General features: G+C 45.3%; 17 protein-coding genes. 10 read left to right on the top strand and 7 right to left on the bottom strand.

Going from position 1 to position 25,696, the window contains the following annotated elements; translation table 11 throughout:
* Positions 1-287: 287 nt before the first annotated feature.
* Complete coding sequence (locus MIC7113_RS16545; protein ID WP_015183308.1) at positions 288-722, top strand: SRPBCC domain-containing protein; 435 nt, start codon at positions 288-290, stop codon at positions 720-722.
* Positions 723-922: 200 nt separating this feature from the next.
* A complete protein-coding gene (gene ilvD / locus MIC7113_RS16540) occupies positions 923-2,608 on the top strand; it encodes a dihydroxy-acid dehydratase (protein WP_015183307.1) in 1,686 nt (561 codons plus the stop codon).
* 77 nt (positions 2,609-2,685) lie between these two features.
* On the opposite strand, the gene MIC7113_RS16535 is transcribed toward ilvD, so the two are convergent.
* Positions 2,686-3,282: a Uma2 family endonuclease gene (locus MIC7113_RS16535; protein ID WP_015183306.1), complete on the bottom strand. Its 597-nt coding sequence runs from the start codon at positions 3,280-3,282 to the stop codon at positions 2,686-2,688.
* Between the two features lie 117 nt (positions 3,283-3,399).
* On the opposite strand from MIC7113_RS16535, the gene MIC7113_RS16530 reads away from it, so the two are divergent.
* The 4 genes from MIC7113_RS16530 (at position 3,400) to MIC7113_RS16515 (ending at position 9,045) form a co-directional block, all read left to right on the top strand.
* Entirely contained in the window at positions 3,400-3,798 is a 399-nt protein-coding gene (locus MIC7113_RS16530) for a hypothetical protein (protein ID WP_015183305.1), read from the top strand.
* Positions 3,799-3,807: 9 nt separating this feature from the next.
* Positions 3,808-4,938 carry a tetratricopeptide repeat protein gene (locus MIC7113_RS16525; protein WP_390465335.1) on the top strand — a complete coding sequence of 377 codons (1,131 nt, stop codon included), beginning with the start codon at positions 3,808-3,810 and terminating at the stop codon, positions 4,936-4,938.
* Positions 4,939-4,980: 42 nt separating this feature from the next.
* Positions 4,981-8,259 (top strand): CHAT domain-containing protein, encoded by a 3,279-nt coding sequence (locus tag MIC7113_RS16520; RefSeq protein WP_015183303.1) that lies wholly within the window; start codon positions 4,981-4,983, stop codon positions 8,257-8,259.
* Between the two features lie 129 nt (positions 8,260-8,388).
* Positions 8,389-9,045 (top strand): Uma2 family endonuclease, encoded by a 657-nt coding sequence (locus MIC7113_RS16515; protein WP_015183302.1) that lies wholly within the window; start codon positions 8,389-8,391, stop codon positions 9,043-9,045.
* Positions 9,046-9,105: 60 nt separating this feature from the next.
* Here MIC7113_RS16515 and MIC7113_RS16510 read toward each other — a convergent pair whose 3' ends face one another.
* The 4 genes from MIC7113_RS16510 to MIC7113_RS16495 all read right to left on the bottom strand — a co-directional run bounded on the left by MIC7113_RS16510 (position 9,106) and on the right by MIC7113_RS16495 (position 15,670).
* Positions 9,106-9,822: a glutamine amidotransferase-related protein gene (locus MIC7113_RS16510; protein ID WP_015183301.1), complete on the bottom strand. Its 717-nt coding sequence runs from the start codon at positions 9,820-9,822 to the stop codon at positions 9,106-9,108.
* Between the two features lie 178 nt (positions 9,823-10,000).
* Positions 10,001-12,610 (bottom strand): CHAT domain-containing protein, encoded by a 2,610-nt coding sequence (locus MIC7113_RS16505; RefSeq protein WP_015183300.1) that lies wholly within the window; start codon positions 12,608-12,610, stop codon positions 10,001-10,003.
* A 236-nt stretch (positions 12,611-12,846) separates the two neighbouring features.
* A complete protein-coding gene (locus MIC7113_RS16500) occupies positions 12,847-14,778 on the bottom strand; it encodes a DUF3370 family protein (protein WP_015183299.1) in 1,932 nt (643 codons plus the stop codon).
* A 106-nt stretch (positions 14,779-14,884) separates the two neighbouring features.
* Positions 14,885-15,670, bottom strand: coding sequence for a peroxiredoxin-like family protein (locus tag MIC7113_RS16495; RefSeq protein ID WP_015183298.1), 786 nt, complete (start codon positions 15,668-15,670; stop codon positions 14,885-14,887).
* 266 nt (positions 15,671-15,936) lie between these two features.
* On the opposite strand from MIC7113_RS16495, the gene MIC7113_RS16490 reads away from it, so the two are divergent.
* The gene (locus MIC7113_RS16490) at positions 15,937-20,703 is read left to right on the top strand and encodes a tetratricopeptide repeat protein (RefSeq protein WP_015183297.1); all 4,767 of its coding nucleotides are present in this window, start codon (positions 15,937-15,939) and stop codon (positions 20,701-20,703) included.
* 199 nt (positions 20,704-20,902) lie between these two features.
* Positions 20,903-21,184, top strand: coding sequence for a hypothetical protein (locus tag MIC7113_RS16485; protein WP_015183296.1), 282 nt, complete (start codon positions 20,903-20,905; stop codon positions 21,182-21,184).
* Positions 21,185-21,250: 66 nt separating this feature from the next.
* Here the strand turns inward: MIC7113_RS16485 and MIC7113_RS16480 are convergent, their stop codons facing one another.
* Positions 21,251-21,922 (bottom strand): Uma2 family endonuclease, encoded by a 672-nt coding sequence (locus tag MIC7113_RS16480; protein ID WP_015183295.1) that lies wholly within the window; start codon positions 21,920-21,922, stop codon positions 21,251-21,253.
* Positions 21,923-22,340: 418 nt separating this feature from the next.
* Positions 22,341-23,312, bottom strand: coding sequence for a polyphosphate kinase 2 family protein (locus MIC7113_RS16475; RefSeq protein WP_015183294.1), 972 nt, complete (start codon positions 23,310-23,312; stop codon positions 22,341-22,343).
* A 353-nt stretch (positions 23,313-23,665) separates the two neighbouring features.
* Here MIC7113_RS16475 and MIC7113_RS16470 point away from each other — a divergent pair, with 353 nt between their 5' ends.
* Positions 23,666-24,973 carry an NF041680 family putative transposase gene (locus MIC7113_RS16470; protein WP_015180559.1) on the top strand — a complete coding sequence of 436 codons (1,308 nt, stop codon included), beginning with the start codon at positions 23,666-23,668 and terminating at the stop codon, positions 24,971-24,973.
* A gap of 214 nt (positions 24,974-25,187) precedes the next feature.
* Entirely contained in the window at positions 25,188-25,676 is a 489-nt protein-coding gene (locus MIC7113_RS16465) for a WbuC family cupin fold metalloprotein (RefSeq protein ID WP_015183293.1), read from the top strand.
* Positions 25,677-25,696: the final 20 nt, after the last annotated feature.

The following is a 25,696-nucleotide window of genomic DNA, read 5'->3' as shown; positions in this document are numbered from 1 at the left end:
TCCAATTTATTAATCTAAAATCTCAAATAACACCTAGCCTACAGGGCGAATGGGTTACTCATTGTACTCAGTTACACCTAGTAGAGCATCAAGGTAGATTTGAGGGGTAATTTAATAAAACTTCTCTCTTATCTCCTATCTCCTTGTCCCCTTGTCTTCTTTGTCCCCTTTGTCTTCTTTGTCCCCCTTGTCTTCTTTGTCCCCCTTGTCCCCTTGTCCCCTTATCTTCTACCAACCCTTCAATTCAAGGTTGACAGACTACGAGTAGGAGGTGATATGCCTTTTTTATGACGAGTCTTTACACTGAAATTGTGATTAATGCGCCGAAACAGAAGGTTTGGCAGGCATTGTTCCAGAAAGAGCAATGGAAGCACTGGAATACGTTTTTATATGACCGTAACTCAAATGTTCCCTTTCGCCAGGGAAACGAAGTTTGCCTCTCTCTACGACGGATTCCCTACGAAGATGAAACCGAGTTTGAGCCTTTGGTAATACAAGTTCAGCCCCATGTCTGCCTTAGCTGGGTTTCCTCCATTCCTGGCTTTCGCAATGAGTATGTGTTTGAGTTGCAAGAAATTGGTGTGGGTCGTACCCAATATATTCACAAAAATTATTATTCAGGGTTCTTAACTCGTGTATTTCTGCCGTTTATACGGGTAGATGAACAGCGAGGGAATCAACGAATGGCAAGGGAACTGAAGCGATATGTTGAGAGTTTCTGAAGAATGAGCCGAATACAATTCGGACTATGCATCATACATTCTGAGACAATCAAAAAATAGCTGTCAGCGCAAGATCCTTTTGTCAAGTTGGAAGGTTAGCCGATTGAATGTTGCAAGGTTAGGCGTTATTTGCTCTAAGCACTAACCTCCAACCCATGTTGCTGATAGCGGATAGCGGATAGCCAAGGAAGAACACACCAATGCCGGACAACGTTAGAAGCCAAGTCGTTACCCAGGGCGTTCAGCGATCGCCTAACCGTGCCATGCTACGGGCTGTGGGTTTCCAAGACCAAGATTTTACCAAGCCCATTGTGGGAATTGCCAATGGGTACAGCACGATTACCCCTTGCAATATGGGCATCAATGTGCTTGCTCAACGAGCAGAGGCAGCCGTTAAAAACGCCAGTGCCATGCCTCAGATGTTCGGCACGATTACCATTAGCGACGGTATCTCGATGGGTACGGAAGGGATGAAGTATTCCCTCGTGTCGCGAGACGTGATTGCAGACTCGATAGAGACAGCCTGCAATGGTCAGAGTATGGATGGAGTGCTGGCAATTGGCGGTTGTGATAAGAATATGCCAGGGGCGATGATTGCCATGGCACGGATGAATATCCCCGCTATTTTCGTCTACGGGGGTACGATCAAACCCGGACATCACAACGGACGCGACTTGACGGTTGTTAGTGCCTTTGAAGCGGTGGGACAATACAGCGCAGGCAAGATTGATGAAAACGAACTGATGGAAGTCGAACGCAAGGCTTGCCCTGGTGCAGGTTCCTGCGGTGGGATGTATACAGCGAATACGATGTCTTCCGCCTTTGAAGCGATGGGGATGAGCCTACCATATTCCTCCACAATGGCAGCTGAGGATGCAGAAAAAGCAGACAGTGCCGAAAAATCTGCTCTTGTCTTGGTGGAGGCGATTCGTAAACAGTTATTGCCCCGCCAGATTCTGACACGCAAGGCATTTGAAAATGCAATTTCTGTGATTATGGCGATCGGGGGTTCTACGAATGCCGTATTACATTTATTAGCGATCGCGCATTCGGCTGGAGTAGAGTTAATTCTCGATGATTTTGAAACGATTCGTGCTAAAGTGCCGGTACTGTGTGACCTGAAACCCAGTGGTCGATATGTAGCCACTGATTTACATCGAGCTGGCGGCATTCCTCAAGTGATGAAAATGCTGCTGGTACATGATTTAATACATGGCGATGCCTTAACGATTACGGGTCAAACCATTGCTGAAATATTAGCCGATGTTCCAGAAGAACCCGCAAAAGACCAGGATGTGATTCGTCCTTGGGATAATCCGATGTATGCTCAAGGGCACTTGGCGATTTTGAGAGGGAATCTGGCGACAGAGGGCGCGGTGGCGAAAATCACCGGGGTCAAAAAGCCACAAATTACTGGCCCTGCACGAGTTTTTGAATCTGAGGAAGCTTGCCTAGATGCCATTCTTGCCGGTCAGATTCAGGCAGGAGATGTGATTGTCGTCCGTTATGAAGGGCCAAAAGGTGGGCCAGGAATGCGAGAAATGCTGGCTCCCACATCTGCGCTTATTGGTGCGGGTTTAGGCGATGCGGTGGGTTTAATTACCGACGGGCGGTTTTCTGGGGGCACCTACGGCATGGTTGTGGGACATGTGGCACCAGAGGCAGCGGTTGGAGGGACAATTGGGTTAGTTCAAGAAGGTGACACTATTACCATTGATGCCCCAGCGCGGTTGTTACAGCTCAATGTGTCGGATGAGGAACTCGAACGACGCCGTGCTAACTGGCAACCGCCCAAATCTCGTTATACAAAAGGTGTGCTGGCCAAATATGCCAAGTTAGTTTCTTCTAGCAGTGTCGGTGCGGTGACGGATTTGGGATTGGGTTAAGTTTGTTTGCTCAAAGTCCCCCTTTTTAAGGGGGATGCGAGGGGGATCTAATCTATAGCGGGACAGCCTATCCTCGGCTATTGCTGAAGTGCCTGCTGAAACGTCTTGATCGCATCAACATGATTCACCATATTGATGCAACGTAACAACAAATCTAGATCGATCCCTTTCACCTCTTCACTACTAGAAACCTTTTCATAGTGAAGTGTATTGCCCTCTTCCCGTAAGTGATAAACCTCTAACACGCCGTCTTCCCAAAACCACACTTCCTTTATTTTCAGCCGCTTGTATACCTCTAACTTGTTGATGCCGCCACTCGTAAACACCACCTCGATCGCTAGATCGGGACGCACTCGACCTGGGGAAAGTTTATAGGATTCATCCGCCTCTCGCTTGACAGCACCCCCTTCACTTTCTAGAGTCATTGAGCCAGTTGGAGTAAAGTCAAACCCTGCCATGAGCAAGTAAAGTTCCAACAATGCAGCAATCCTCTTTTTAACTGTTTCGTGGGGTTCTCCTGGCATTCGTCGAATCTCCAAAACTCCATCGAGGAAAGAGAGTCGATATCCTGGACGATCTAATAATTGCTCAACGGCTTTGAACTCTCTCCAAGTTACTCCCTCAAACAAAAGGGGTGATACATGCGTGGATGTTGCGATTGTTGCTGGGGTCATTTGAGTCTCCAGTTTGTTTCCACACTTAGAAACTTAGAAATAACAAGTTTAGAGGGCGGTCTGTTTATTTTAACTTCTGTTACGTCAGTCATCCTCTACCAACACAGGACTTGTCCCATGCACCCCCCTCTCAAGTCCATCAGCTTTTTTACGACAACATTGCTGCTTTCCCTGACTCCTTCCCTATTCCCTAGTTCTGTAGGGGCACGACATATCCATTGGTGTCAACTTAACGTTAGCTGGGCGGTTGAAACCGCAGCTATACAAACAAAACCTGCCTACGCAGGTTTCAAAACTCTAGTTTTTCCGTTAGTCCACGCAGGCGGACTTCGTTTTTATAGCCGCGAATTCCATTCGCCAGGGCTTAAGTTGACACCGATGGTGCCCCTACTCTCTGTCTCAGCACAAACACCCACCACTCAAAATCGCCAAACCGAGGTAGATAAGCTATTCCAAGAGGGAGTGCAGCAGTATCGCCAAGGGTACTACCCAAAAGCACTCGCTACCTATCAATGAGTACTAGAAATACGCCAACAACTGAATGACAAAGCCGGAATTGGGCAAACCCTTAACAATATGGGCGAGGTTTACCTCGGTTTATCGCAAGCTGACAAAGCCTCGGAAGTCTTGCAGCAAGCTTTGGCAATTCGGCGGGAACTGAAAGACCGAAAAGGGGAAGGAGAAACACTCGATAACCTTGGCTCAGTTTACCTCTTAAAAAGCCAATATGACAAAGCCTTGGAAACTTTCCAGCAAGCCTTAGCTATTAGTCGCGAAGTAAAAGATAGGGCAGGGGAAGGCAGGACTCTGAGAAAGATAGGGGTGACTTACTCTAATTTAAAACAAAATCCTAAAGCCCTAGAAATATACAACCAAACCTTGGCAATTCAGCAAGAAGTAGGAGATAAATTTCAAGCTGGTTATACACTTTTCTCGATAGCAGTAACTTATGACGATTTGCAAGACTATCCTCGCACTTTGGAGTGGTCTAAGAAATCGTTAGCAGCAAGTCGAGAGGTAGGTAATCGCTTCCTCGAATATAGAGTACTGAATCTGATAAGTACCACTTACGGGATAAAAGGCGACAAAGAACGTGCGGTAGAGTTTCTCCAGCAATCATTGGCAATTCAACGGGAAATCAAAGACAGCAGTTCCCAACTGGGTACCCTGACAATGATCATGGTGTTTGGTTCTAAAGCATCTGATTTGTATAGCAAAGGATTCTATTCTCAAGCTAGAGCCGAAGCACCTCATGATATTAAATTGGCGCAGGACGTTTTACAGATGGCGCGAGAACTCAAACAGCCAGATAAGGAAGCATTTGTTTTACAGAAGTTAGGAAGAGTCTACTACATATTGGGAGACTACAACAAAGCAACTGAATTCTTACAACAATCGTTGAAGATTGCTCGCCAAATTAAAGAATTACAGACAGAAACAACAGCCTTATCTCTTCTTTCATCAATTTACCGTGATCAAGGGAAGGACAGACAGATCATTGAGTTAAGCCAGCGAAAAATAGAAATCGCACGGGAACAAAAAGATCCTTTGAGTGAGGCATCTTCTTTAAACGTTCTTGCCAGTATCTATACTGAGTTGGGAGAATACGAAAAAGGGATTGAACTATACCAGCAAGCTTTAGCCAAGGCGCGGTAAATCAATTTTTCTCTATTAGATCCCAGCCTACAAGAGAGTAATTTGAAAATCCTGCCTGGTACCCTACAGGGATTGAGTTTGGGTTACAGGAGTCTTGGGGAATTTGACAAAGCCCTTGATTTTGCTAAGCAAAGTTTAACATACGTGCAAACACTCAAAAAACCAAATTTAGAGGCAGAGGCGTTAATTAATTTAGGCGAACTCTATACAGATATGCGGGATTTGCCCAACGCTATAGAATCAACTCAGCAAGCCTTAAGTATTGCACGGCAAATCAAAGACCCAAAAACAGAAGCAGATGCGTTACAACAACTCAGTCAATCCTACACTAAACAGGGCAAGCATCCCCAGGCGATAGAGTTAGCACACCAAGCTTTACAAATTGCTAGACGACTAGGAAATACCGATATTGAACAGCGTACTTTGGGTGAACTCCAGGATATTTATGATAACCAAGGTAACTATCAAAAAGCCCTGGAGTTAGCACAACAAAGCTTGGCACTGCTACAGCAGACAAAAAAAGATGATGGCTTGGCTTTACAGTATTTGAGCCACAGTTATCAGAATGTAGGAGACACGCAAAAAGCAATTGAAGTGGCAAACCAAGCTTTGGCAAAGTTTCGACAACAGCAAAATCCCTATTTTGAAGGACAAGCTTTGGCAACTCTTAGTCAAGCCTACAATGCACAGGGAAAATATGAGCAGGGGATCGAAGTAGGACAACAAAGCTTGGCTATTGCTCAAAAACTCAGAAGCTTCCTAGGTGAAGCCCACGCTGCGGAGTCTCTCAGTGATGCCTATCAGAAACTAGGAGACTATCAAAAAGTAATTTCCGTCGCTGAACCAGGCTTAGTATCTGCAAGAAAATACAAAAACCGCGAAAGGGAAGCAAGGTTGCTAATGAATTTAGGCGATGCTTACCAAGTTGTTGGCAACTACACCAAAGGTAAAGAGTTCATCGAGCAAAGTTTAGTAATTGCAAGAGAGTTAAAAAATCCTGGTTTGGAAGCTCAGGCGTTATCTTATCTGGGTAATCTTTACAACAATAGCAACGACTTTCAAAAAGCCCTAGAGTTGAATCAGCAAAGTTTGAAAATAGCCACAGAACTTAAGAGTCCATCCCTTCAATCGATACCACAATTTAATCTCGGTCATATCTACAGGAACTTGGGAAATTACCAGAAAAGCAATGAGTTTTACCAACAAGCACTCACCACCATGCGGCAACTCAAAAACCGCCAAGGTGAAGGTAATGCTTTATTAAATCTCGCTAGCCTTGCAGAACCGCAACAAACTATAGAATTCGCCCAACAAGCATTAACTATATTCCAGGAAATTAAAGTTCCTGGGATGGAAGTATTCGCCACTAGGATGTTGAGTGTTGGCTACGCTGCATTAGGAAATGATGCCAAAGCGATGGAGTCAGCACAAGCCTTTTTAGCCTTCACCCGAAAAACCCAAAATCCCACCTGGGAAAAACAAGCACTCAATCTATTAGGGCAATTACATCGCAAATTTGGACGGAACGAGCAAGCCATAGCCGCCTATCAAGCCGCATTAGCCATTTCTACTCCGACAGAAGTAGCGGGTGGTAAAGCTTACAGCTTGTATGGTTTAGCTCGCATTTACCGCGACTTAAATCAACCCAATATTGCCATCAACTACTACAAACAATCTGTTAACCAAATAGAAGAAGTCCGGCGCAATATCCAAGGATTACCACCAGAGTTACAGAAATCATTCCTGGAAGCAACCGTTGATTTTGACCAAGTGAAAGTATCTGATATTTATCGCCAGTTAGCAGAGTTGTTGCTCTCCCAAGGAAGAGACAAAGAAGCACTGTATGTACAGGAACTATTAAGAGGGCAAGAAATACGTGATTTCATCAGTGCTGGCAATAGAACAGGCGACAAACCCCAAATTCCCCTAACTCCAACTGAAGCCAAAATTCCCGCTCCTAATCAGTCAATCGTAGCATTGGGACGACAGATCAGCGAGTGCGAACAGACAAACAGTCAACAATGCAGCCAACTCAAAGACCAACAAACAGCTCTGATTACGGCAAATGTTCAGGAATTACAGAAAATAGACAAAGAAATTCGTGAAAACCGTCAAAAAGATGATATCTTCTTTGACCCTCAGAACTTCGGGAAAATTAGAGAAATTGTCAACGCTCAACCCAACACGGTGATGATTTACCCCTTGGTGCTAGAAAAAGAGCTACAGTTACAGCTTTATGCCACAGGGGATGTGATCAAAACCGTTAAAGTTCCCGTCAGCCGAGAGGAATTAGGAAACACCGTTTTAGAGTTTCGCAAGCTAATGGAAGAGTGCGAGAAGCGTACTTGCGGTTCTGCGGATATTCCCAAAGCGCAAGCCGTCAGTCAAAAACTCTACAACTGGCTGATTCAACCCATCGAAGGCGAACTCAAGGCAAACTCCGTCAAACATCTGGTTTTTGCCCTGGATAGGGTAACGCGCTATATGCCCATGAGTGCCCTGTTTGATGGGAAACAATATCTGATGGAGAACTATACCATTGCGATCGCACCTTCCGCAGCCTTAGCAGACACGAAGGATAAATTACCCATCGGTACTCAAAATACCTCAGTTCTGGCAATGGGACTATCTGATCGTGTTCCTGGTTTTGATCCTTTACTTAATGTACCCATTGAATTAGATGGTATTGTGCGATCGCAAACCAACGATACTCAAGGAATTTATCCAGGAGAAAAGTACCTAAACCGCACCTTTGACTTTCGCACCCTGCGAGACAATCTCAAAGGACACAAAATTCTGCACCTTGCGACTCACGGTGTATTTGACCCAACTAGCTCAAATAAATCTTACATTCTGCTAGGAACTGGCATACCCCTGACTCCAGATATGATTAGTGCCTTGACAGGATTAAGTGACATTCATCTCGTCGTGCTATCAGCCTGTCAAACAGCGCTTGGTGGTTCTCAACAAGACGGTGTAGAAATTAACGCCCTTGCTTACTACTTTATGAACAATGCAGCGAAGGCAGTAATGGCATCCCTATGGCTTGTGAACGATGGCAGCACTAGTCTATTGATGCAGCAATTTTACAAGAATTTAGCTACTGGAACATCTGAAAAACCAATGACCAAAGCCGAAGCCTTGCGTCAAGCACAACTAAGCCTATTGCAAGGTAAACTTACTGCTAAAGATGCCCCACAACGAGGTCTTGAAGTTGTCGCTAAACCAGAGGTAGAGACTAGCGCCGATAATAGCAGCAGTTCCAATTTGTCTCACCCCTACTACTGGGCACCCTTCATTCTAATTGGCAATGGTTTGTAAAGCGACAGTCAAAAGTCAAAAGTCAAGAAAAACGGCTTTCATCGTTCGTTAGAAGAATGTTAGCCTGGATATGTTCAAATCCGTATTGCAAAATGTTCCTTGCATAGCTTGAATTCTGGACAGAAAAAAATGCTGTTAGCCCTCGAACAAATTATCGTACCACCCGGACATAAACTGCTCTTAAAAAATGTGAGCTGGCAGCAATTCCAAGATATTTTAAAAAATTTGGGTGAAAGTCGTAGTGCGAGACTTTCTTATAGTCAAGGAACGCTGGAAATTATGACTCCACTACCAGAACATGAAGATGATAAAGTCATTATTGGAGATTTTATCAAGGCAATTCTGGAAGAAATGGATATCGAGTTTAGGAGCCTTGGCTCAACGACGTTTGAGAATGAAGCGATGAGACAAGCCGTTGAACCCGATGATTGTTTTTATATTCAGAAAGAAGCCCAAATTAGAGGCAAGAAACGGCTAAATTTAAAAATAGACCCGCCGCCCGAATTAGCCATTGAAATTGATATTACATCGAGAACTAAGTTTAATAATTATCAAGAATTAGGAGTGACTGAACTCTGGCGTTATAACGGCAAAAAAATAGAAATTAATATTCTTCAGTCTGGCGAATACGTTCAGTCAGAAACTAGCTCGGCTTTTCCCAATTTACCTATTGCCGATGTTCTCCACGATTTTGTGGAACAAAGTAAAGTAAGAGGAAGAAATGCGACAATGAAATCTTTCCGGGCTTGGGTGAGAGGACAATTAGCAAGGCATGAACAACCCTGAACGTTCAACCATCAAGTTATCCGGATCAGTTTCTGACATAAATCAGACGGATTCTAGAGTTCAGGCACAGATTTTTTGAGTAATCGCATCTTGTCCTAACCAGTGGCAGAGAAATCCTTTGAGCCAATTTTCCATGGCGATCGCATATAACGAATGCTGGTAGAAATGCTCATCACGGGACTGTGCCCCTGGAAGGGTTAGCATGTGAGCACCTTCTGTCGTCCAGCGTTCCATCATCTGCCGCGTCATCTCCGGATGAAACTGCACACCATAGGCGTTCTCACCATAGCAAAATGCCTGATTCTTAAAAATTTCGCCTTCAAACAGGGAAACCGCACCCTTCGGTAGTTCAAATCCTTCACGGTGCCAGTGGTAGACATACAACGGCTGATCGAAATGTTCGCTATCCATTCCCGTCGGCATCACTGGGAAGTAGCCGATTTCTACCATGCCATCAGGATGAGGTTGAACCGTTGCACCGAGGACACAGGCTAATAATTGAGCACCAAGGCAAATTCCCAGGTAAGGCTTACCCGATTCTAGAGCCACTGGAATCCAATCCAGTTCGGTACCGATAAAGGGGAGAGTTTCGCGATCATTTGCACTCATCGGCCCCCCAAAAATGATCACACCTTCGTGATTATCCATCGTTGGGGGGAGTTCGTCCTGCTGACTCGGTACTCGGATATCGAGGGTATAGCCCCAAGCGCGAAGGATTTGCCCCACGAGTCCAGTATTAGAGGTGGGTTGATGAACGACGATCAGAATCTTTTTCACAAATTGCACACCTATTAATTTTCCATCTTAGCGAGAGCGCTATTGGTCTTCAGTTCAGAAAGTACCATTCTCAAGTGATATCGCGTTCGATAGTATTGACATGTTTTCGGTAAGATTTGTTCATGGTTCATGGTTCACTGGTAGGTTATTTCTGCCAAGCTGTCTAGGCTAATGGAGCTTACAACCCGTTACCGATCAGAATGAATGGTGCCCAGTAGTAAGGATGGCTGAGGCGACTATTTACCGTAGGCGATAAACGACTTCTGGTGCCCTGCTGTACTTCCAGCCCCCGTTGTTGTCCCAAGGCTTTGTAATCCCCAGTAATCAGGGCGATTTGAGCTTGTCGTAAAGCTTTGGCTTTAGTGGTACTGCCATTTTCCAGTGCGGCATAGAAGGCATCCATCATGGCTTGGGTACCGCCATCATCCACTTGCCATAGCGAAGCAATAGCGGCTCTCGCTCCCGCTCGTTGCATCTGGTAGCCAAATCCCAGAACCTCTTTCCCATCGCCGAGCTTATCGCCTAAACCCGTTTCGCAAGCGGAAAGTACCACTAAATCAACATTGGGTAAACGCCAGCTTCCAACATCTCGGAGAGTGACGTACTTGCCATCACCAAACAGAATAAACGACTGCTCTGGCTGACCTTCGACAAACGCAGCATGAGTGGCTAGATGGACAACGGAGTAGTCGTTCATCTGAAGAACAGTATCTCGGCTGAACTGCTGATCTAACAATCGTGTCGTACTAGGAACGATTTTCGCCAGATTTTCTATCTCTATCCCGGCATATTTGAGACCCTGAAAATTGAACTGCCGACTGCCAACTTGGATACTGTAATTGCCTTGGGTAAAAGCACCTGCAAAGATGTGCAACTTACTTTGAGGTTTCGTATTGAATTCGGTAAGGCTGAGGGCGGTAATATTGTTGATACCAAAGCGCTGTACAAGCCACTGGTTGCCATCATAGAGAGCGGCAAGGGGGATATAACGCAGTTGCCCGTCAGGGGCGTAGATAATAGTTTTGGCTTTAGCTTGAGCTAAGTCATTGGCAATGGGTTTAATCAGCCAATTATAGAGTTTCTGAGCAGAATCTTTGGCATCTCGGCTAGGAGTTTTCAGAACATCACGGAATTCTAGAATAGCTCGATTGAGGTCTTTGCGTTTGACAGCGACAGTTCGGCGGATTGGGGGAGTGTAAGAGGTCACTAATACTAATTCCAAGCGATCCTCTAGAACGAAGGGATAGAGAATGACGGCATCTTGTTGGAGTCGCTTGAGGTTATCCTGTAAACTGGTGGCGTATTTATCTAAGTCAAAGCCCTCTCCGACGGTGGTTTGCCGTAACTGGATTAGCAGTGCTGCAACTTCAGAACTCTTGAGAAATTCTTGAAACTGTTGGGTAATTTGCTCTTGATTCTTCCTGAGTTCGATAACACGCTGTTGTTGGACTTCTGTTCTATTGGATACAGGAAGGCTCTCCAACTGCGAGAGTTCTTTTCCCTGTTCAATGGCTTGGTTTAAAATTGCTTCATAGCCCTTTTTAATTTGCTGTTCTGGGGCGCGATCGGCAATACCATTACTCAGATTTTCACTAGCCCGCACGTCATGGAGATAGTCCTCCAGCTCCTGCACTTTGAGCAAATCTAAGACTCGTTGCGCTTCTAAGACTCGATCTTGCTTGAGCAGTAAGTCAGCTAAAGAGCGATAGGTATTGGCAATCGTCTCTATATAAGACTGTTGTTGTTCTTTCGGCAACCCTTGGATATCTCGGCGAATTGCTTCTCGAACATTAACCGATTGCTTGTAGAAAATAATGGCTAGTTCTGGCTGGTTATTGGTTGCGAGTAGGGCACCAATATTGTTGAGAACTATTCCTTCGCTTGTGCGATCGCCAATTCCTCGTGCAATAGCCAAGGACTGTTGATAAATCTTCATCCCATTTTGATATTGCTCTGAGGAATAGTAAATATTGCCCAAACCTCCTAAGGTGTTTGCTTCCCCTTGACGATCTCCTATTTCCCGAACAACTGCTAATGATTGCTTATAACATTCGACGGCCTTTTGATAGTTACCTAGATAAAAATAAACATGACCTAGATTAGTGAGTGAATTGACTGTTTCTTTGAGTATAGCGAAGGAATCGCGGCTAGGTAATTCACTCATTTTTTTGAGCAAAGCCAAGGATTGCTCGCCAACTTCGATCGCTTTCTGGTATTGCCCTAGATTCCGGTAAGCATTACCAAGATTGCTGAGCGAAGTAGCTTCTTGTTGGAGTAGGGCATAGTGATCGGTGTTCGCTGACTGACCTATCTCTCGGATGAGTGCTAATGATTTCTGATAAAACTCGATTGCTTTTTGATATTGCCCCAAGACCCGGTAAACTTCACCTAGATGGTTGAGAGAATTCGCTTCTCCTGGACAATCTCGCAGTTGCTGTTGAATGGCCAGGGATTGCTGATAGAATTCGAGGGCTTTTTGGTATTCTCCTACGGAAAAGTAAGCATGACCCAAATTAATTAGAGCAATTCCTTCCCCGATCTGCTCACCGCTCTTCTGATATATGGCTAATGCTTGTTGCCAAGACTGTATAGCTGCTTGAAATTCACTGATTTTATACTGTTGATTTCCTTGCTCTATTAAGCGGTAGGCTTCTGGATTGTGAGTCAATGGGGCTTGAGCCAGTGCTATTTGTGCAGAAAAAGGCTGTGAAACATTAGGAGTTATGCCGGTGGTAGTAGCAGCCAATAGAGTGATGAGAGCGGTGATAGTGATTGTTCGAGGTTGCATTAGTAGAAGCCTCCCTGGGCAAGCGATAAAATTGCTTACCTACTTAAAACATACCTCTGATGGTAATGGAGGTTATGCACAAGATATGATACGGAACACAATTACATGCCGCACATCTCTGTTGATACCCTGAAGGTGGGTTTTTTTAACGCAGAGTTACGCAGAGGGCGGCGCGAAGGAACGCAGAGTTTTTAGGGCAAGATGCCGTGATTGGGATGCAAACGGAAAGGATATAACTATCTATCCAACGTCTTCACTGTCAAAACCTGCGGTGGTGTGGAATCTGGAGGATAGAGTAAGCTTACCTGGACTTCGCGACTTGTCCCAGGTGATAAATTCAGTGTGATTAAGGGTTCACCAGGTTGCCCTCGTCGCTGTATTAGATGGACGTAGCGCGTCTGCAATTGTCCCGCATCATCGTCATAACTTACCTTCACCGTACCGCGAAAGAAAATCTGGTCAACTCGTGGGTTCAAGAACAGCAGTAAATCTTTCCCCCCCTCATCTTTTAAGGGCGTTTGCAGGGATACCGTCACCGTCTGAGGTTGATTGGTGGTGTTTTTGAGGGGCAATGTGAGATTGTATTCCACCCCATAATTACTGTGGGCAAAATAAGCTGTATCTTCATAGCGCTTTAACATGCGTGCACTTTGGATTTGCCCCGTGCCTAGAGTAATCAAATGCAATGTACCCACGACGTAGGAGAACGCCTTCCCTGGTTCAGGAAGGCTGAGATGTTCCCCATTCGGACTATCTGTAATCTCGACCTGCCATTGCGCTCCCTCAGAAACACCCGCCACACGACTAAATACCGTTGGTTCTCTGGGGGGATCGAGAGGTGTGGGAATCGGGTCGCGCGGCCCTGCAAAACCTCCAGTTTCCAGTAATCCTTGCCATTCCTTCAGCGTCGGTGCTCGGTAGGTTCCATTGCTATTGCGGACACCTCTCTTGGCTAAATTCGCCACATAAACCGCGCCATTACTCCTCAACCGCATCATCGTAGAACGACCATTAGAAGCGGGTGCCCGTTCTATCGTAATCGGCTGATTCATTAATATCTGACTTTGTCCTGGCTCAATCACCAACTGCGCTGGAAAAATCCCCTGCCGCACTCCTCGTAGAACATCACCCATCGTCCGACTACCAGGGCCAGAGTAGACGCTGCCATCGGCATTATCCTTCATATCGGGCAACTCTTTAAAGGGCGCTTCTGGAGTTGAAAGGTAACTAGCGGCTTGCAAAACCTCCACCGTGACGGGTTTGTCACTGGGATTGTGGACAATCACCCCCTGGTAAAGAGCACCCGTTTCAGCCTGAGTTTCCGCCCTAGCGATATGGTGAGTAAAGACATCAAATCGTCCCTCAAAGGGGAAGTTGAGATGGGCAGAGGGTACCTGTTTTCCTTCGGGTGGGAAAGTTGACAGCAAAATCCCTTCTGTTTTCACCAATTCCGGACTATTGCTGTTAAAAGTAGGAACGGTATCGAGTTTTCCCGGTAGTGCCCGAACCGCTTGGGGGCGAGTTTCTACCCCAGCAATGTACTGCGGCTGCACCGCATAGATAAATAACGCCCGACAAATTAGCGATGCAACTTCTCCACGAGTGGCAGTTTGATTGGGTTTGAGCTGTTTGACGTTGGGATAGTTGACGACAAGACTATTAATGGTGGCAGCGGCGATCGCATTTTTGGCATAATCCGGAATCTGCCCCGCATCGGTAAAATACTGCCTGAGTGTTCCCTCCGCATTGCCGGAAAAACTCAAATTCTTTGCCCCTGCCAAAACACCAATCGCTTGCACTCTGGGAATCGCTTGGTTTGGAAGAAACATCCCACCGGGATAACCGGAAAAAAACCCGCGTTTGTAAGCATCCTGAATCGCTTTATGCGCCCAGTGACTCGTCGGCACATCTTTAAACGTTGTACCAGCCCGCTTTTCGGGGGCATAAGGAAAAGCATTGAGCATCAAAACCGCAAACTCAGCACGGGTAATCGTTGCATTAGGACGAAAAGTCCCATCCGGGTAACCACTCACCAGCTTTCGCGGTGCCATCTGATTGATACACGCTTGCGCCCAATGAGTTTGGATGTCAGTAAATGCCAACGCACTAGGAATGGATAAGTTCAACAAAGCAAAACTAGTCGCCAGAAAACTTAAGTTGAAACGCATCAAAACACTTCAATGTCAACAGGATTCTTTGAAGAATTTTAGGAGAAATTTGTTGCAAAAACTAAAGTTTTTTAGCTAACTGTAGCAGCATTAAATGAAAGTGCTATTAGACAATTTCATCCTGTTCAAGACCCAGAAACGAGAGCGGATAGCTCATATTAGCCGCAAAACCAAGAATTCCCGGATCGCGGTGTTCGTAAAGTAATTCCCCCTGAGCATTGAATAAAAAGGTTCCTCCTCGCTGCGTTAAATAAGCTGGATCTGGCACGTAAGTGTTCCAATGGCTTAAGACTTCTACCATATTTCGCAGTCGCAGAGTTGCCAGTTCAAAGGGACGCTGAAACCCTGTACCTCCAGCTAGATTGAAGAATGAACCCTTGAGTGGGGGTAGAGGTTTCGCCTTCACAACCTCCTGATCGCCAATCAACTGGGGTGCTTTGCGATCGCCCAAATAACCGCGAAATACTTCCGCTAGAGTTCCAGGACTCCCGATCCCTGCACACATCAGCATCAAATTAATCCAGGCGTTTTGAGCCGTCGAGAGGCTCTTAAGTTTAAGGGATAGCCCTGGATAGAGTTCAAGCTTTTGGTGTAGTTCTGCCTTGGGATCGACAAATAGACAATCGGGTGGAAACCCTGTGTACTCACAAAATTGTTGCCCCGATGTGCGATCGCCAATACCCACAGCCCGGATCATCACTCCTTGCTTTTGAATCCGGAAAGCTTCACGTTGTAGCCACCAAGCATATTCAAGAGTGTCAAAATCTCCCAGTTGAGGCCAAACTAGGACTAAAAGTCGATTGGACAACTCGCAATTGCTCAACAGTGGCGCGATCGCTCCATCGCTAACTCGCTGGTATTGAGCCTGATTGAAGATGGCGTAAGCATCCATAAAATGGTTGATTGAAAAACGGGAGAATCAAAAAAAGTATAATCTCTTTTAAGAATCTACCAGGTGATTATGTACATGCTGAATTAGATGCGATCATCTGCAAACAACTTAACAACACACATGGATGGCTTGAAATGAATTGTTGCGACCGTAACCCACCACAAAACCCTTAGTTCTAATTTTTTGTTGCATAAGCTCCCAAAGCCTAGAGATATAGCGTATTAAGAAGTTAACTTGCTGATATGCGCTTAGTGAGGATTCCTCCTATGTATCTCTGGTTGAAATCCCTTAGCCTTTTTACTATTACTGCATTTCTCTGTTTAGTTTCTCCTCTAGGATTTGCAAGCACAACTCCTGTACTCTTAATTGCTCAAGCACAAGCACCCGCAACTCAAAGCCGCAAAGCGGAGGCGGACAAGCTTGTGGAACAAGGGACTAAACAGCTCAATGAAGATAATGAAGCGGCTTTGCAGTCTTTTCAACAAGCACTAACCATCTACCGGGAAATCAAAGACCGTTTGGGAGAAGGCAAGGCATTACAAGGTATGGGAAGCGCTCACGCTTTCCTAGATAACCATGAGAAAGGGATTGAATTCTCTCAGCAGAGTTTAGGTATTGCACGAGAAATTAAAGACCGCGAACTAGAAGGCAAATCCTTGAGTATTTTGGGTGTGGCTTACAAGGGATTGAACGAGTTTACTAAAGCCCTCGATTACCAACAACAAGCACTAGTCATTGCACAAGAAATTAAAAATAGTGACCTGGAATCAAACGCTTTGCGGCGTATCGGTCATGTTTATTCTGCTCAGGAGAATTACCCAAAAGCCATTAATTCCTATCAGCAAAGCTTAACAGTTGCCCAGGAGAATAAAAATAATAAGTTAGCGACGTATGCTCTTAGGAGTTTGGGGGATGTTTATTACTCGCTGAAAAATTATCAAAAAGCGATTGACTATGGTAAACAAACTTTGAAAATTGCCAGAAAGACAAAAGATCGTGATTTAGAATCATCTATGCTCCAGGGAATTGGTGATATTTACCATGATTCCCTAAAACAAGACCAACAAGCTCTCGATTATTATCAGCAAGCTTTAAGTATTTCACGGGAAATCAAAAATCGCGATCGCGAAAAATCCCTTTTGTTCTCCCTAGCTCAAGTTTATAAGTCCCAAAAAGACGAGCAGCAAGCTATTGATTATCATCGACAAGCTGTTTTGATTAATTTAGAAAATCAAAAACTTAATTGCGAATCTAACAATTCCTATGCTCTTGGTGCAGCTTATGAATATTTGATAGAAGACTATCCCAAAGCCCTGAGTTACTATCAACAAGCCTTAGAAATTGCGCGAAAAGCTAACAAGCATGATTGTGAATTAAGCGCGTTGAAGGGTATATTGGACACTTATAATTCCCAGAAAGACTATTCAAAAGCAATTGCAGCCTCTCAACAAGCGCTAGTCATTGCACGGGAACTTAAAGACCGCGAAAGTGAATTGAGCATTCTAGTTTACGGTCTAGCTAAAGCTTACAATTCTCTACAAGATTATCCAAAAGCAATTGATTACTATCAGCAAGCGATAGCTGTAGCGCGAGAAACTCAAAAGCGTGAAGAAGAATCTGACACTCTAAATACGATAGGGACGGTTTATCATGATTCCTTAAAAGACTACCCAAAATCAATTGAATACTTCCAGCAAAGTTTAGTGATTGCTCAAGACATTAAGAATCGTCCATCTCAACTCAATGCTCTGCTCAACCTCGGTTTGGCTAACAAGAATTTGCAGAACTACCCAAAAGCCATCGAGTACTATCAGCAAGCGGTAGCTGTAGCGCGAGAAACCAAAAAGCGCGAAGAGGAATCTGACACCCTGAATCGTATAGGAACGGTTTATCATGATTCCTTAGAAGAATACGCCAAGTCAATTGAATACTTCCAGCAAAGTTTAGTGATTGCTCAAGACATTAAGAATCGTCCGTATCAACTTACCGCGTTGAGAAATCTCGGTCTGGCTAACAATAAATTGAAGAACTACCAAAAAGCAATTGATTACTTTCAACCTGCACTTGTTATCGCACAGGAGCTTAAAGACTGGAAAACTCAAACAAAAATTCTCGCTAATCTAGGTGATACATTTTACGAGCTAAAAGATGACCCAAAAGCCATTGCCTACTATAAACAATCCCTCCAAGTTGCACGAGAAAGTAAAGATAGAGAGTTGGAAAGAAGCACTCTGATGATGGTGGGAGGGAGTTATAGCGATACTTTGGGCAATTGGCCGCAAAGCATTGAATACTTTCAGCAAGCCTTAGTCATTGCACGAGAAACCAAAAATCGCAAAGCTGAGGGAGAGGCTCTTTGGAGTATTGGTACCGCTTACAACTATATTGGGAACGTGCCGAAAGGGATAGAATTCTCTCAGCAAGCCTTGGTAATTGCGCGGGAAACACAAGACCTTGAACGCGAGGGTTGGTCGTTAGGGAATCTTGCTGCGGCTTACACGATGCAAGGGGACTTTGAGAAAGGGCTGGATTTGAGTCAGCAATCTTTAGCCATTGCACGCGGCGAACACTCTATTAACGGACAAACCTTTAAAAATCGCGATTTAGAAGCGTTTTCCTTAGTCTTGTTGGGCACTGCTTATGAAGCAAGGCGGGAGGATTATCGCCAAGCGTTTGAGTTGGAGCAACAGGGATTAACAATAGCACGGGAAGCCAAAAACCGTTTCCTAGAATCCTTTGCACTCGCTTATTTGAGTTCGTCTTACCAAAAACTCAGGGAATATCCCAAAGCCATTGAGACAGCCGAACAAAGTTTAGCCATTGCCCGAGAAATCAACAATCCAATGGCAGAATTAACGGCGCTGTGGAATCTAGGCGGTATTTACAACAGCCTGGGAGACTATCCCAAAGCCATCTCGTTTTACAAGCAAGCTTTAGCGATCGCCAAGCAAACGCAGAGTCAGCTCATGGAAGGGATTACCTTGCTGTCGCTAGGCAACATTTACGACAACCAAGGCAATGCTCAAAAAACCATTGAACTCGCGCAACAAGCCTCTGTGGCATTCGAGGCTAGCAAAAGTCCAGTGATGAAAAATGCTGCGCTGCTAATTCTCAGTGGTGGTTATGCTGGCTTGCAGGACTATCCCAAAGCAATTGCTGCCACTGAGGAAGCTTTGACTATTGCTAGAAGCCTGAAAAGCCGAAGCTCTGAATTTTTTGCCTTATGGCAACTGGGCTATCTTTATCGCAAGTCAGGACAGCTACAGCAGGCAATCTCTTTCTACCAATCTGCACTGGCAACCAATCCCACCCCAGAACTTCCAGGCAGTGGTGCTGGTGTTCGCACGGGTTTAGCTCGGATTTATCGCCAGTTGAATATGCCGACGACCGCTATAGCCTACTACAAACAAGCCGTCAGTAGTGTGGAGCAGGTGCGGCAAAAAATTCAAGGACTTCCCCCGCAGTTACAAACCTCATTCCTGTACTCGGGTCGCAAAGGAGAAACAACTGCTGATGCATATCGCGAATTAGCCGATTTGTTGCTCTCTCAAGGACGTATTTTAGAAGCTCAAGATGTGTTGGAACTGTTGAAGGTGCAGGAAATCCGAGACTTTACCAACACAAGAGGGAAAACTCCCGAAATCGCATTGTCTCCAACTGAAGAACAGATCAAACAAGAAAATGGTACCTTAATTGCGTTTGGTCAACGAGTTTATGAATGTCAGCAAATCCGTTGCAACCAACTCAGTCAACTGCTAGACCAGCGAGAAACCTTAACACAGCAGTATAATCAGAAAATTCAGAGTATTGAACAAGAAGTACGCGAGCGCAGAGCTCAAGATGATTCCTTCCTCGACCCGAAAAAACTAGGATTAAAAGCCAAAGAAATCGTTGATTCCCAACCCGGTACTATTTTGATTTATCCCTTGGTAGTGGAGGACAAAATCTGGCTACTGTGGGCGTCCAAAGGAGGCATTGTTAAAACCGTTGAAGTTCCCAAAGTCGGACAAAAGCAGCTAGCAGAAACAGTTTTGAAATTCCGCCAACTTCTAGAGACTCCCAGTTCTAACATTGCCGAACTTCAGGCGACCGGAAAACAACTTTACGAGTGGCTGATTAAACCCATTGAACCGGAACTGAAGGAAAACAAGATTCAAAATTTAGTCTTCTCTCTAGATCGGGCAACCCGCTACATTCCCATGAGTGCCTTGTTTGATGGAGAGAAATACCTGATTGAAAATTATGCCGTGTCTACGATAGTATCGGCTGACTTGACGAATACGAGCGATCGCATCCCACCCGGAACCCAAAACACCTCAGTTCTAGCCCTAGGACTCTCTAACCCCGTTTCCGGCTTCAATCCCCTGCCCAATGTCCCCGCCGAACTCGATGCGATCGTCCGCAAACAACCCAACGACACAAAGGGCATTTATCCTGGTCTAGAATTCCTCAACCAGGACTTTGATTGGCGATCGCTGCGAGATAATCTATTGGGTCATCAGTTGTTACACATTGCAACTCACGGCGAATTTGTGCCAGGTAGCCCAGATGCTTCCTATCTCTTGTTAGGCACAGGTGAGAAATTAGCCATTCCCAAGATTGCCACACTGCAAGATTTGAGTAATGTCTCTCTCGTGGTACTGTCCGCTTGTGAAACCGCACTCGCTGGGACAGGACAGGATGGTACCGAAATCAATGGCATCAGTTACTACTTTCTCAACTCTGGCGCGAAGGCGGTGATGGCTTCCCTGTGGAAAGTGAACGATGACAGCACGCGCCAATTGATGCAAAATTTCTACGGCAACTTAGCCACAGCACAAGCAACTGCTCCCATCACGAAAGCTCAAGCCTTACGGCAAGCTCAACTGAGTCTCTTGCGCGGTAATGCCTCAATATCTGACAATCCTGAACAAAGGGGTCTTGTTCTTGAAGCCCGACCGGGTTCGCCCACTCCCTCCACTGCTAGCACCTCTTCTGGTTTTTCTCATCCTTACTACTGGGCACCCTTCGTCTTAATTGGCAACAGCTTGTAAGATGCGATAACCTACCTGAAAAAGTCAGTAGAGTGGTCATAGTTAGGGTAATTTTTGGGGATTTTTAGAGTCTCAAAAAGAGAAAAACCTGACTGCCTTTAACAACAGTTAAGGTGATGTGAGAGGCGAGGCAGTTTTTCAAGAATTTACGACTAAGGGGTGAGAGTTGAGCTTAAGAGAGCCAAGTAAACTCTTATTCATGGAAAATAGCTTATTCGACAAAACTTTTCGAGACAGCGAGGGCAATATTGTTATTGCTCAACCGCCAAATTTGCCGATTTTGGTTGGGATTACAGCAACTGTACTCAGCTTAATGGTGAGAAGTGGCAACATTCATACAGCTATAGATGCAATAGCGTTTGGCTCGTTGTTTACTTGGGCGTGGCAGGAGCTATTCGAGGGCGTTAACTACTTTCGTAGGGCGCTAGGTTTACTCGCTCTGATTGCCGTAATCGCTTCGAGGTTCTCCAACAATTTCTGAGTGTTAATTCGCGCAATTTGTCAAGCGGAATGAGTTAAGCAATTGTACGATTAAGTACTCAATCCCTTACCCTTGGCTAAAAGTCTTAAGCAGCCAAAGATTAATCTTGGTATCATCCTCAAGGTGACTGCGTTTGATCGCTTCCTCCACCAATGCGATCGCTAATTCCGGCAGCACCAGAGACTTGCTCACTCGACCACTGCGCCCATCTGCGATCGCAAACGCAATCACTTCCTCCACATTCAAATCATTCACCCAATATTCCTCAACCCCCGACTGTTCATACAATAAGCGCTTCCGTCCCAAATCATCACTAACCGAAATGCTACCAAGTTCCACAACCAATGTCGGGGGGTCATACTCTTCCAAATCGATGGGGGCATCCGTTTGCGGTGGCACTCTCAAACCCGAACCAATATAGAATGCCAAATCGGGTTGAAATTCACCAATACCGGCCTTCCGAAAACTAGTATTCGCAAACTCAACAATCCGCACATTCTTAATGGTGGCAAAAAGACTAACCGCCTTGGAAATAATCGAATTTTGACGGCCATGTCGAGGGCCAAGGGGCGACATCTCAATTCTTAAGAGTCCTTGATGGTAATAAAACCTGCCATCGAGATAAGCAGGATCTCCCGCCAGAGCAATAAACTCTTCCCAGCTAGCTTTGACCCAGGTATCTGTCGCCAAACTGTTGACGAGGGCAGTGCCCCTGTGCCCATCCGAGGAAATCATCATGGCGATTCGTCTCCCACAAGTCAGCAAGAGTGAAGAATGTTACCGCGCCCCAGTTGATAGAGCGTGATAATAGGCGAGTCTTTACCTTGGGCGCTGCCAAGACAACATAATCGCGCCTTTCTGGCTATTGGCGACACACCGCTTTGTTTTGCTCATCCTGGCAAGGGCAACCGCCACTTTTCACTCTTCTAGAAAAAATTGAGCCATCAGGAATGCTTTGGGTCTATCTTTGGGAGTAATTCAAGAATTTGAGAGCTTAGATGTCAAATTTTAGAGCCTGCGCTTGCATCTTACTTCGGAGAGATTATGGGTCTACCTTCCTCCGCTATGTTCTAAATAGATGCAACACAGAGTTCTCGACCCTATTGGCTATCCTCACCAATGGGGTTTCTTTTTACTAAGGATTGAGTGTTTGAATTCAATCAGGAATGACGATATTTTTCAAACCCTTCTCTCCATTGGGATATTGAGGATTTATAGCCTCCAATGTATCTGCGATCGTGCGAGCGACGACTAGGTTGCGATACCACTTCTTGTTCGCTGGAACAACGTACCAAGGAGCATAAGCTGTAGAGCAATTACTAATCGCATCCTCAAATGCCTGCTGATATTCGTCCCACAATCGTCGCTCCTTAATGTCATTTTTGGAAAACTTCCATTGCTTGTCCGGATTCTCCAATCGACTCTCCAAGCGGCGCTTTTGTTCGTCTTTGGAAATATGCAGAAAAAACTTGATAACAGTAATATTGCTGAGCGTGAGCATTTGCTCAAATTCATTAATGATGTGATAGCGCTGCTGCCATACATCTTCTTTTACTAAATCATGAACACGCACAACCAGAACATCTTCGTAGTGAGCGCGGTTAAAGATGGTAATCATGCCACGCTGGGGTACCCGATGGTGGTAGCGCCAGAGAAAATCGTGGCTGGCTTCTTCATCACTGGGTATTTTAAACGACCAAACTTGGCAACCTTGAGGGTTAACTTCGCGAAAGACGTGTTTAATGGTGCCATCTTTGCCCCCAGTATCCATCGCTTGAAGCACAATCAGTAAGCTGCGTTGGTTCTCCGCATACAAACGCTCTTGTAACTTGCGAATTCGCTGGCGATGTTTTTCTAGTTCTACCATCACCTCTTTCTTTTTTCTGTAATGCTCCGAGGTATTGGGATCGATGTCAGATAAGGAGATACGCTCTCCAGGTTGCACTCGATAGAGGGGATAGTTAGGTTTTGGCGGCGGCTTGTCCACAACGACTGTTTCGGGTGCCGTCACGCTAGCCGCATAAGTGGTTGCTTTCTCGGCGGCTTGTTGCGTTTTTTTGCTCTCTGGGTAAGTTGCACCATTAATAAGTGCTTCCCTGTCTTCGGGTAAATGTTTGTTTTTACTCATGATTTTTTCTGCTTATCGGGCTGTACTCAAATCATAGTTGAGCCAAAGAGTGACTGGAGTTTAGACTACGATGGCAAGGAGTGCCGAGTAGAGAAGCAGTAATTACGGCAAAAAAATTAGTCAAGTTCGCGAGTGCCAATCGCGAATAAAACTCAGCGCAATGAAACTGACATGAAATGATACAGACTTAAGCTCAAGCCGGGATGATTGCCCAGAACAAAAACTCTCGCGTGTGTCTCTCCGGTTCTGTGTTTCCGTGTCTACCCTAATCAAGAGCATCCAACCTGACATGTATAAGTCATGGGAAAGGGGAGAAAATGATAATTAACCAAAATCGATCATTTCTCCCCTGCATGAACTATAAACAACTTCAAGAATTTCGCCAACAAGTTTACGACTTAATTAACTTCGCGCAGGATGCTACTTTTGAGTTGACTGATGCTGTACTCACAACTCGCAATGTCTATAGCCTAGCTGAATTTTCTTTAAGTCCCTTTTTTCGACGGAAGTGGCCGAGCATATATGAAGCTCTACAAGACTGTAGACCGAATCGCAACAAGTTAATGCGCCTGTATATCAAACAGATACTAGTGCAGGAGCGCCCCGTTTTAGCCGTAGATCATACGGCTTGGGCAAGAGTTCATTCACCAACATTGCAAGACCGTACTTACTGCCATCAGCCAAGTGCGATCGCTTCCAACAAACCGATTAGTATCGGTCAAGGATACAGTACCATAGCTTGGATACCCGAACATAAGGGCAGTTGGGCATTACCTTTGAGACATGAGCGGATTACCAGTTGGGAGAATCCGATTAGCAAAGCTGCTTGGCAAATCAAACAAGCTTGTAAGTATTTGCCACTACGTCCGATGATTTTACTCGATAGTGAATATGGCAATGCTTCCTTGCTCAATCAAACAGCCCAGATAGAAGCCGACTTTTTGATGAGGATTCGTTCTAATCGTTGTTTATACTCAGCACCTCCTGCCTATACAGGTAAGGGACGACCCAGAAAACATGGTCAAAAATTTAAGCTCAACGACTCATCAACTTGGTGGGAAGCTACTGAAATGGTTGAAGTTGAGGACTCAAGGTTTGGGCAACTTCGAGTCCGGATGTGGCAAGACCTGCATTTTTCTGGTAGTGCTTCAATTGCTATGCAATTAATTTTAGTCGAACGTATCCTGCCGGAGCAATCACACTCAAAGTCTCAACCGTTATGGTTGGTGTGGGTAGGTCAGGAAATGCTGCCCCTGCCTGAGATTTGGCGACAATATTTACGTCGCTTTGCTGTTGACCACTGGTATCGTTTTCTTAAACAACGATTACATTGGACAGTTCCTCAACTGAGTACTCCATGCCAATGTGAAAGGTGGAGTGATTTAATGCCCATATTGACTTGGGAATTATGGTTAGCTAGAGACTTGGTGGCACAACACCACCTTCCTTGGCAAAAACCCCTGTCAAATTTAACTCCTGGGCGGGTGGCTGAGTCGTTCGCATTACTTTTACCGGAGATTGGCACACCGGCTGTCTCTCCCAAACCCCGTGGAAAGTCTCCGGGTTGGCAAGCCGGGAACAAACGTACTAAAAAAACTCGTTACCCAGTAGTGAAAAAAGGAAAAACACCACACAAAAAACGGACAAAAAAAGCTGCTTAATCTCTATTTTTTCTCTGGCTGTTCTTCTTTCTCAGCTTTTGTTATCGCTGAGTTAGTTTGTCGTAGTCTAATCTCCAGGAGTGACAAACCGCTCAAAAAGCTGTAATCGCTCCCTACAGGTGCAATATCACAGAAAAGATGCGGTAGATGAGATTACTTTTTCGGATTTCCTTGGTACCATCCCAAAGATGAAAAATTAGATCGAAAATCTACTATGCGATCGCTACCGATCAAACGCCTTACCGAGGAATTACTCCATACTATCGTCGAGCAAGCCCGTCACAGTCCTCGACAGCGGCAGAATTACGACTTTCACGAACCTTCCGAAAAAGTTCAACGATTCCTGAACGTGCTTCAACCAGGAACCTACGTCCGCCCCCACCGACATCAGCGTCCCCCCCAGGTGAATGGGTTCGAGTTTTTTCTGGTGATTCAGGGAGAAATAGGTATCATTATTTTTGACGAGAGCGCTCAAATTTTGCATACCGAACGCATCTGTGCCAATGGATCGACTCGTGCGATTGAACTGCCGGAGGGGGTCTATCATACCCTAGTGGTGCTGCGTCCTGATACGGTGATGCTCGAACTCAAAGAAGGCCCCTATAATCCCAGTACGGATAAAGAGTTTCTGGACGGTTTTCCGGCTGAAGGAACCCCAGCCGCCGAGCAAATGGTGAAGGGATGGAGAGGGTACTTCGGCTAATTGTGAACTGATGAACCCTG

Source organism: Allocoleopsis franciscana PCC 7113, assembly GCF_000317515.1.
GTDB classification, from domain to species: domain Bacteria; phylum Cyanobacteriota; class Cyanobacteriia; order Cyanobacteriales; family Coleofasciculaceae; genus Allocoleopsis; species Allocoleopsis franciscana.
This window is presented reverse-complemented; position numbering and strand designations above follow the sequence as displayed.